Here is a 4,205-nt window from a genome sequence, read left to right as displayed (position 1 = left end):
ATTAAGCGTAACCTCGTTCGAGAGAATTCAGTTAAATCAGCTACTTGTTGACGCGGATTACACAGCCGCATCAACGGAAAACGATAACCAGTTGTTTTTATTCAACTAAACGTTGGGACACTACTGATTTTCTAATTGGATTTTTCCTGTTTAAAACGTGTATGTTTATTTAATCCAATAGGGTGTTCCATAACATTAAAAATTCAGCTGTTTTTTTGCGGAGGGCAGCGTGACCAGCGCAGGTGCACCTGGTATCGCGCCCCCAGACCTTCATCGTAACCTGCCGGCTGAAATAAAACCTGCATGGATGGCGTGACACCTGGATCGCGACGTGGATCCGTATAAAAAATCAGGCCAACAGCTTGGCTATACGATCGGGATCTTTATACTTGTTAATATCATTCTGAAAACTTAAAACCGGAGGCTGACATGCCGGATATTCTTAGAATCCTGATCACCCGCGACCTGCAGGCGATATTTGAAACGGATGGCGATTTTTCCCGCCAGGAGGGCCTTGCCCTGCTGGTGGCAGAGGATGGAGAACAAGCCTGGTGGGAACTCGATCTGATGCGCCCCAACCTGGTGATGATGGATATCAACGCCAAGGGCATGCCAGGAGATGAATTCTGCCGGCGGCTGCATCAGGATCCCAAACGACGGCATATCCCCGTGGTTCTGATGGTGGAAAACCGCAACCCGCAAGAACTCGACCGCTGCCTTAAAGCACGCTGTGCGGATATTCTCTTCAAGCCGCTCAACCAGCACCTGCTGCTGGCATCGGCGCGGCGCATTCTTGGCCTGAAGTACCGTTCATACAAGCGTGTTCCCATGTGCCTTGCGATGCAATACAGCAGTTCCCCCTCGAGCATGCGTGACGGACTGTGCGTAAACCTGTGCTCGGGAGGCATGTTTGTCGAAACACGACATCTGCTTCCCGTGGAGCAAATGCTGCAGATTGCCTTTACGCTGCCCGGCACAACCCGTAGAATTACCTGCAAGGCAAACGTGAACTGGGTCAACGAAGAACACAATCCCGTCAACAAAAACCTGCCCACTGGTCTGGGGCTGCAGTTTCTGTCTCTCGAGCTGTCCGATCTGCTGAGCATTTGCCGCTATATCCGCAGGCGGTCTGTCCCGGCTGAAGTCGGAAAACCCTGCCGCACCAAAAACAGACCTCGACGGAATCGCCGTCCCTGACCGAACCTGCCTGCCGTCCTTGCATCATGCGCGCGAAGGCTTTGGCGCCGACGCACCGTTGAGATCCAGGTGCTGCAGGGACCAAAGTCGCGCATAGCGACCGTTTTGAGCCAGCAACTGGCCGTGGCTGCCGGTTTCCCGTATGCAGCCCCGGTGCAGCAGTACGATCATGTCGGCCTTCTGCACGGAGCGCAACCGGTGGGCGATAACCAGCAGTGTGCGACCGGAACGCAGTTTTTCCAGGACCTGATGAACCCTTTCTTCGCTGGCGGCGTCGAGACGGCTGGTCGCCTCGTCGAACAGCAGAATCGAAGGATCACCAACCAGGGTGCGCGCCACACACAGCAACTGACGTTCCCCTGCCGACAAATTGCGGCCGCGTTCCTGCAGCATCCCCTGCATCCCACCCAGCCGGGATACGGCTTTCCAGGCACCGCAATCCTCCAGCAACGCCTGCAGTCGCCCATCGGACAGATGCCCCAGCGGGTCGAGGTTTTCCCGCACGGTTCCGGCAAACAGAAACGGTTCCTGGGAAACCCACCCGATACGGCGCCGCACTTCCGCCGGATCCATTTCGGCGAGGTTCACGCCATCGAGCAGAATGCGTCCCGCCGTTGGCTCGTAGAACCGCAGCAACAGTCTTCCCAGGGTGGTTTTGCCGCTGCCCGTGTCTCCGACAATGCCTATCATCTGCCCCGCCGCGACGCGAATATCGAGGTCCGCCAGCACCGGTTGCTGCCCATCATAGGAAAAAGATACATGGTCAAAACGCAAATCACCCACGCCGCCGGGCACAGGCAGCTGCCGCCCTCCTGGTTCGGGGGGCTGATCGAGAAGTTCAAAAATCCGTTCAAGGGAGGCGTTGCTGGCCTGCAACAGGGAATAGTGGCTGCTGAGCTTGCGCAGAGGGGCAAAAAATCGCTGCACATACTCCAGAAACGCCACCAGGGTACCGAAACTGGCCACTCCCTGTAAAACCGAAAACCCGCCGCGCCATAAAACCCCGGCGACAGCCAGGGCGGCAAGAGCCTCCAGGGCGCTGAACAGGAACACATCCCAGCGAATAGCGCCAAAATTACTGACCCGATATGCCTCCTGCAGATGATCAAATTCATTCAGGGTTCGCGCCTGCTGGCCGAACAGACGCACCGTCGATATGCCGGCGATACGTTCCGCAAGATAACCATTAAGCTCGGCCAGCCGGGATCTGACCTGGCGCATGGCTTGCCGCATGCGCCTTCGAAACAGCAGCAGCACCACTCCCAACAGCGGCAGAAGGGCAAAGCACACGCCGGTCAGCATCGGACTCAGCCACAACATGGCAATCACCACGAACAGCAGGGAAAAGACCTCGCCGAAGGCTGACGCCACACCCGACGCGAAAAGCTCCCCAACATTCTCCACATCGCTGGTGAGGCGTGTTACCAGACGTCCGGAGGGCTGCCGGTCAAAAAAGCGCGCCGGCAACCGCAGCAAATGCCGGAACCCCCGACTGCGAAGCTCGGCGGTTATTTTCTGCCCGACGCCCTGTGCCAGATAGCCCTGCCAGAAACCGATCAGGCTTTCGGCACAGGCGGCAGCCAGAAACAGCAAGGCGATGTTTCCCAATCCCTGCAGTTGACCGAGGACGATATGCCGGTCGATGGCGATTTTAAGCAGAAAGGGTTGAATCAGGCGTGCTGCCGATGCCAACGGCAGTAGAATCACAGCCCCGGTCGCCGATACACGATAGGGATGAATGAGCCTCATGAAACGCCGGAACAGGGACCAGTCCAGATGCCTTCCGGTGATTTCATCCATGTCGAACATGCCGCGCTTCACGCCAGACCCTCCAGTTCCCGCTGCAATCGCTCCTTCTCGACAAGCCGGGCATACCAGCCGCCCTCGGCCAGCAACTGCTGGTGGCTGCCACACTCCTGCAGCCGACCGTTTTCCAGAATGGCGATGCAATCGGCGGCCGCCAGCAATGACGCCTGCCCGGAAACCAGAAAAACGGTTTTTCCCGCCAGCAAGCGCAGCAGCCGGCGCCAGATCCGCTGCGACGTGGCGGCATCAAGATGACTGAAAGGATCGTCCAGCAACCATAATCCGCCGCCGCGGCCGAGGGCACGCCCCAGACACACCCTCTGGCGCTGCCCACCGGACAGGGCCTGGCCCCCCTCGCCGACCCGGGTATCGAAGCCCTCGCTGAAATTTGCCACTTCCGCATCCAGGCTGACAGTCCGCGAAAGCCGCTTCAGCAGCGACGCCTGCGCGCCCGGCGTGGCATACAGCAGGTTTTCCCCGACCGAACCGGAAAACAGGCGACTTTCCTGGGGCACCATGGCAACCCGCAGGCGGTGTGCTTCACCATCCAGCATTGCCAGATCCTGTCCTCCAATCAACACCTGTCCCGCCGGTACCGGATAAAGTCCCGCCAACAGGTGCAGCAGCGTGCTTTTTCCACAGCCGGTCGGTCCTGCTATACCGATCAGACTGCCGGCCGGAACCTCCAGGCTCAGCCCCCGCAGAACCGGCTTTTGATTATATCCGAAACACAGGTTTTTCAGAGAGACGGATGGCGGCCGGGCGGCAGCGACCACCGGCTGGCCCCCCGAAGGCGGGGAGCTGCCCAGAATCTCGCCAAGGCGCTCGGCACTGGCGGCACCACGCTGTACCAGCCCCAGAATCCAGCCAAGCATCAAGGTCGGCATGGCGAGCTGCGCCAGATAAGCATTGAAAGCCACCAACTCGCCCAGCGACATACGATGGGCTATGACCTGCCGGCCGCCAAGATAAAAAATCGCCATTGTGCTCAACGGGGCTATCAAGGCCATGCTGGGCCCAAGAGCGCTGCGCAGTCGTGCAAGGCTGAGGCTGGCCTCCAGATAATCGTTATTGTGCCCATCGAATCGGTCGGCGCGCAGGGCCTGCAAGCCGCTGCTGCGGATCACGGCTTGCCCGCTGATGCCTTCTTCCAGAGCTTCGCTGACCTGCCCCAGTCCCATCTGGACCCGTGCCGAGGCGGT

General features: G+C 58.9%; 3 protein-coding genes. 1 reads left to right on the top strand and 2 read right to left on the bottom strand.

Features of this window, described 5'->3' with window-relative positions; all coding sequences use genetic code 11:
• The first annotated feature begins 429 nt into the window (after positions 1–429).
• Positions 430–1,197 carry a response regulator gene (locus tag AB7E65_RS12145; RefSeq protein WP_428746040.1) on the top strand — a complete coding sequence of 256 codons (768 nt, stop codon included), beginning with the start codon at positions 430–432 and terminating at the stop codon, positions 1,195–1,197.
• 24 nt (positions 1,198–1,221) lie between these two features.
• On the opposite strand, the gene AB7E65_RS12140 is transcribed toward AB7E65_RS12145, so the two are convergent.
• Positions 1,222–3,018 carry an ABC transporter ATP-binding protein gene (locus AB7E65_RS12140; protein ID WP_428746039.1) on the bottom strand — a complete coding sequence of 599 codons (1,797 nt, stop codon included), beginning with the start codon at positions 3,016–3,018 and terminating at the stop codon, positions 1,222–1,224.
• A partial coding sequence (locus tag AB7E65_RS12135; protein ID WP_428746038.1) for an ABC transporter ATP-binding protein occupies positions 3,015–4,205 on the bottom strand: 1,191 nt, incomplete at its 5' end. The genes AB7E65_RS12140 and AB7E65_RS12135, both read right to left, overlap by 4 nt.

Source organism: Syntrophotalea sp. (assembly GCF_050253115.1).
Classification (GTDB): Bacteria; Desulfobacterota; Desulfuromonadia; order Desulfuromonadales; family Syntrophotaleaceae; genus Syntrophotalea; species Syntrophotalea acetylenica.
Note: the sequence above shows the minus strand (reverse complement) of the source record. Positions and strands in the feature narration are given on the sequence as shown.

Bases quoted from the DNA above. Each gene is read 5' to 3' on its own strand.
- AB7E65_RS12145 (WP_428746040.1), top strand. From the start codon at position 430: ATGCCGGATATTCTTAGAATCCTGATCACCCGCGACCTGCAGGCGATA.